Consider the following 3,894-nt stretch of genomic DNA (forward strand, 5'->3'; position numbering starts at 1 on the left):
CCCTCATTCCCTCCCTCAAGGGGGAGGGAGGCGAAGGAGCCGCAAGTCCCGTATGACCTAAATCGCCACGAACGTGATCTCGCCGGCGCTCTCCAGCGCCAGGTCGAAGGTCACCTCGCCGGCATGGTCGGCCGAGAACTCCAGCGCCACGATCTGGAACGGGCCGGCCACCGTGCCGAAATCGGGCAGGATCAGCTGCCAGTTGCGGATGGTGCCGGCAAAAAAGAGGCTGCGGATCGTCGCGTCGGACGACTGGTCCTTGAACACCCCCGCCCCCGACACCGATGCGCGCTTGACGCCACCGCCCGCCAACAGCTCGCGCCAGCGCCCGGCGCTTGCCTGGTCGGTGGTGTCGATCGATGCCGCGTTGAATGCGAGCGCCCGCGTCCTCAACCCCGCCACCGTCACGAAACTGCCCGATCCCGTCTGGTCGAGCTTTAAAAGCATGTCCTTGCCGCTCTGGGCCGCCATGAGTGAAATCCTTATCTGTTGTCGGTGGCGGTGCGTCATCCGCAAACTTCCACCGGGTCATCCCACCGTCGTCGCCCCCCTCATCCGCCCTTCGGGCACCTTCTCCCACAAGGGGAGAAGGGAGGGATGGCCATCCCCGGCCGCCGTGTGAGCCGCCTCCCCTTCTCCCCTCGTGGGAGAAGGTGGCTCGGCCGCAGGCCGAGATGGATGAGGGGGTATGCCTAAGCCTCGCTCAAAAACCGCAGATGCACCGTCGCCCGCGCCTGGCCCGACCGCGTGTCGATCGAGGTCTCCGTGCGCTGGTGCCCGGCGAGCGTCACCTTCAGCTGCGGCCCGGAAAGCCCGCCGGAGAGCGCCACGGCCAGCACCCGCTCGGCGATCTCGGCCACCGCCCGCCGGTTGGCGTCCGGGTGCCAGGCCATCACCACCACCCGGTGCTCGTTGCCCGGCGCCATGTCGCCGTCGCGCGGGGCGATGTCGTGCCTGTCGATGGCGAGGAACGGCGGTTGCGTGCCTTTGGGCGGCGCATCGAACACCTTGTCGGGCCCGATCAGCCCCGTCAGCGCCGCGTCCGCCCGCAGCGCCGCGACCAGCGCGCCCTGCAGCAGGATGATGGGATGCGTCATGCGGCGAATTCCGTCTCGTTGCAGGTCAGCGCGAGGTACGCCCGTCGCCCGTTGAGGTCGGCCGCGCTCACCACCTCGAGCGTGCGCCCGCGATAGAGGATGCGGTCCCCCGGCCCGATATCGGTCCTGAACCGCAGCACCACCGAGTGCGAGGCGGCGGTCGCGCGCGCGTCGTTGGCCACCGCCAACCGCGCCGAGAGCGAGCGCACCCGCGCCCATGTCGTGCCGGTCGGCACGTAGATCGTCGCAAGCCCGCCCTCGGGCTCGGGCGCGCTCATCCGGCGGCGCAATTGCACGCGGTCGGTGAGCGTGCCGATGGGTGGAAGCTTTTCGCTCACAGCGCCACCCTCCGGTGCGGAGCGATCAGCCGGTCGAAGCCCGTCGGCACCACAGTGCCCGAGCCGGCGACGATCACCGCGTCCCGGTGCTCGTGCCAGTGCGCCATCAGCGTCAGCAGCGCCTGGCGGATATCGACCGGCACGTCCCCGGGCTCGCTGCCGAACCCGGCCACATAGTCGATCTCGATCCCCTGCCGGTCGCGCATCAGCGGCAGGCCGGCAAGGGTTGCCGGCAGCAGGAGCCGATCCGGCGCGCTCATGAACTGCGCCAGCGGCACCGCGTGCCCGGTTCCCGCTTCGTCATAGGCGGTCACGGCAACGAGGCTCGCGAACGGCGTCACCGGCAGCTTGACGGTCCGGTCCTTCGGCCAACCATCGCGCACCATCCGCCAGGTCTGGTGCATCAGCGCCTTGCCGGTCACGCCCTCGACATGCAGCCGCGCCGCGGTGATCAGCGTCGCAATCAGCGCATCCTCGGCCGCATCGTCGACCTTGAGGAACACCTTGGCCTCGGCAAGCGAAACCGGCTCCGCGGCGGGCCCCGCCAGGAGATAGGAAGTCATGTTGGTTTGTCCTTGCTTGGAAAAGGGAGCCCCGGCCGGCGGGAGGAACCGCGGAGGACCGACCGGGGCACTTCCCCTCGCCCCTTCGGGGAGAGGGACCGATTTTCCGCTTGCCAAGCGGAAAATCCGGGTGAGGGGCTGCGGCGCTGCAGTGGACCACCGCAACCGCCACACCCCCGATTGTCACCCCGGCGAAAGCCGGGGCCCAGTACACACTGGCCCTGGGGCTCTCGCGCGATATACCCACCCCACCGGGTCATCCCCGCGAAAGCGGGGGCCTCCGTTTGCACGATCGGCAAATGAACAGAGGTTCCCGCTTTCGCGGGAATGACCCGGTGGGTGTGGATCGCGAGGTGCACCCCACCCACACCAGCGCTTACCGGATCCCGGCTTTCGCCGGGATGACAGGCGGTGGGTGTTGGACAGTGCCCAACAGCAACGCCGCTGGAGGGCACTGTGAAGTTCGTCAGCCTGAGTCAGATAGCGGTGAAAGCCGAGCACCGGAGCGGAGCGTACTGTCCAGTACGTGAGCACCGGAGCGCAGAGTTTTGCCGCCAGCTGGCCAAGATCACGGATTTCAACTGGCAGCGAACTTCAGGAGCTTGATCGCGTCATAGTCCGCAATCCCGCCCCCGACGCGCTTGGTCGTATAGAACAGCACATAGGGCTTGGCCGAATAAGGATCCCTCAGCACGCTCACCCCGCGCCGGTCCACGATCAGGTACCCGCGCCGGAAATCACCGAACGCCACCGAGAAGCTGTTGGCGGCGATGTTGGGCATGTCCTCGGCCTCGACCAGCGGGAAGCCCATGAAGGTCGCGCGCCCGTCGGCGCTGGCCGGCGGCTGCCAGAGGTAGTTGCCGTCCGCGTCCTTGAGCTTGCGCAGGGCTGCTTGCGTCTTGCGGTTCATCACCCAGCTGGCGTTCTGCCGGTAGCCGGCCTTCAGCGCATAGACGAGGTCGATGAAGACGTCCGAGGCGTGGGTCGCCGGCAGCGCGCCGGCGTTGCCGGTCGCCAGGTACCCGAGCTGCCCCCAGGCCCAGTTGGCCTCGGCCACCGGCGTACCGGAGAGGAACCCCGTCGGCTTGTTGACCCCGTCGCCCTTGACGAACGCCGTCGTCTCCTGCGCCGCGAACGCCGCGTTCACCTCGTCGGCGATCCACTGCCCGACATCGACCGCTGCATCCTCGAGGAAGGCCGAGGTCGCCGCCGGCATGGCGTAGAGCTCCATGGTCGGATAGGTGAGTTCGGCGAGCGTCTGGCTCGCCGTCTGCGGGCGCGCCGCCGTCTCGCCGACCCAGCCCGTCGCCGGCCCCGTTACCGAGATCGGGCGCTTGTAGACCGCGCCCGAGACCTGGCGCACGCCGGCGATCGCGCGGATCGGCGAGATCTCGGTCAAGAGCCGCCCGATCTCGGTCTCCGTCTCGTCGGGCACCACATAACCGCCGTCCGGATTGGAGCCGATGGAGAGCGCCTTTTCCTCGCCGCGCTTCACATAGGCCGAGAACGCTTCCTTGTATTCGTCGGGCTCGGCGCCCTTGAGGCCGTCGAGCACCGGCCGGGCGCGTTCCAGGCGCTTGCGGTCGAAAGTGGATTTCTGCCCGTCGATATAGGCCCCGATCCGCTCGATCTTCTCCTCGATCAGCGGGTCGGCGTGGCCGCGCTTCTCGATCTCGGCGAGGCGCACCTCGTTCTCGCGCTTATAGGCCTCGAAGCCGGCGGCCATCTGCGAGACCATGCCCGTAAGGTCGCCGCCCGCCGCCTTCGTCTCATAGGCGTCGTTGGTATCGTCCATCTAAAAATCCTCTTTTGGTGCGTGTCAGGTTTATCGGAACCGGCCGGCCCTTCGCCTCCCTCCCCCTTGAGGGGAGGGGATTGAGGGTGGGGGTGGTTCGG

At 68.2% G+C, this 3,894-nt stretch carries 5 protein-coding genes; all 5 read right to left on the reverse strand.

All coding sequences use genetic code 11. The features are described from left to right. Window positions 1-57 precede the first annotated feature (57 nt). Window positions 58-471, reverse strand: coding sequence for a phage major tail protein, TP901-1 family (locus tag VE25_RS07200; RefSeq protein WP_046107934.1), 414 nt, complete (start codon window positions 469-471; stop codon window positions 58-60). Between the two features lie 221 nt (window positions 472-692). After that, entirely contained in the window at window positions 693-1,097 is a 405-nt protein-coding gene (locus VE25_RS07205) for a DUF3168 domain-containing protein (protein ID WP_046107935.1), read from the reverse strand. Continuing rightward, window positions 1,094-1,435, reverse strand: coding sequence for a phage head closure protein (locus VE25_RS07210; RefSeq protein ID WP_046107936.1), 342 nt, complete (start codon window positions 1,433-1,435; stop codon window positions 1,094-1,096). Before VE25_RS07210 ends, VE25_RS07205 begins: the two co-directional genes overlap by 4 nt. Continuing rightward, window positions 1,432-1,998, reverse strand: coding sequence for a head-tail connector protein (locus tag VE25_RS07215; protein WP_046107937.1), 567 nt, complete (start codon window positions 1,996-1,998; stop codon window positions 1,432-1,434). The genes VE25_RS07210 and VE25_RS07215 overlap by 4 nt, the downstream gene beginning before the upstream one ends. A 577-nt stretch (window positions 1,999-2,575) precedes the next feature. Beyond that, on the reverse strand, window positions 2,576-3,793 hold the full coding sequence (locus VE25_RS07220) for a phage major capsid protein (RefSeq protein ID WP_046107938.1): 1,218 nt from the start codon (window positions 3,791-3,793) through the stop codon (window positions 2,576-2,578). Window positions 3,794-3,894: the final 101 nt, after the last annotated feature.

Origin of the sequence: Devosia geojensis (assembly GCF_000969415.1) — a bacterium.
GTDB lineage: Bacteria > Pseudomonadota > Alphaproteobacteria > Rhizobiales > Devosiaceae > Devosia > Devosia geojensis.

Excerpts from the sequence above, each read along its gene's own strand:
- VE25_RS07200 (WP_046107934.1), bottom strand. The coding sequence starts at position 471 with ATGGCGGCCCAGAGCGGCAAGGACATGCTTTTAAAGCTCGACCAGACG.
- VE25_RS07205 (WP_046107935.1), bottom strand. The coding sequence starts at position 1,097 with ATGACGCATCCCATCATCCTGCTGCAGGGCGCGCTGGTCGCGGCGCTG.
- VE25_RS07215 (WP_046107937.1), bottom strand. The coding sequence starts at position 1,998 with ATGACTTCCTATCTCCTGGCGGGGCCCGCCGCGGAGCCGGTTTCGCTT.
- VE25_RS07220 (WP_046107938.1), bottom strand. The coding sequence starts at position 3,793 with ATGGACGATACCAACGACGCCTATGAGACGAAGGCGGCGGGCGGCGAC.